Source organism: Sphingomonas sp. CCH9-F2 (genome assembly GCF_001556735.1).
GTDB lineage: Bacteria > Pseudomonadota > Alphaproteobacteria > Sphingomonadales > Sphingomonadaceae > Sphingomonas > Sphingomonas ginsenosidimutans.
Genome location: NZ_LSJO01000030.1, coordinates 1 through 228 on the forward strand (window position 1 = coordinate 1; position 228 = coordinate 228).

Annotated in this window: 1 pseudogene; it reads left to right on the plus strand. The window is 75.4% G+C overall.

The window, feature by feature from the left end:
• Nucleotides 1-228: pseudogene (locus AX685_RS23020) on the plus strand (bifunctional hydroxymethylpyrimidine kinase/phosphomethylpyrimidine kinase); the annotation flags it as partial.

The window sequence follows — 228 nt, forward strand, 5'->3', positions numbered from 1 at the left end:
GGCGATGCCCGCCGCGATCGCGCGGGCGATCGCGTTCGTGCGGATCGCGCTGCACGATGCGCCGGGGCTGGGCGGCGGCCATGGCCCGATGGGCCATGCACGGGTGCGCGGCGAGGCCGATCCGGCCGGGCCGACCCCCAATCAGGTGACGCTGCCCGCGACTGACCATGCTGCGAGCCTCGCCTTCTATCGCGCGCTGGGGCTGACCGCGATCGTCGACAGCGGCGG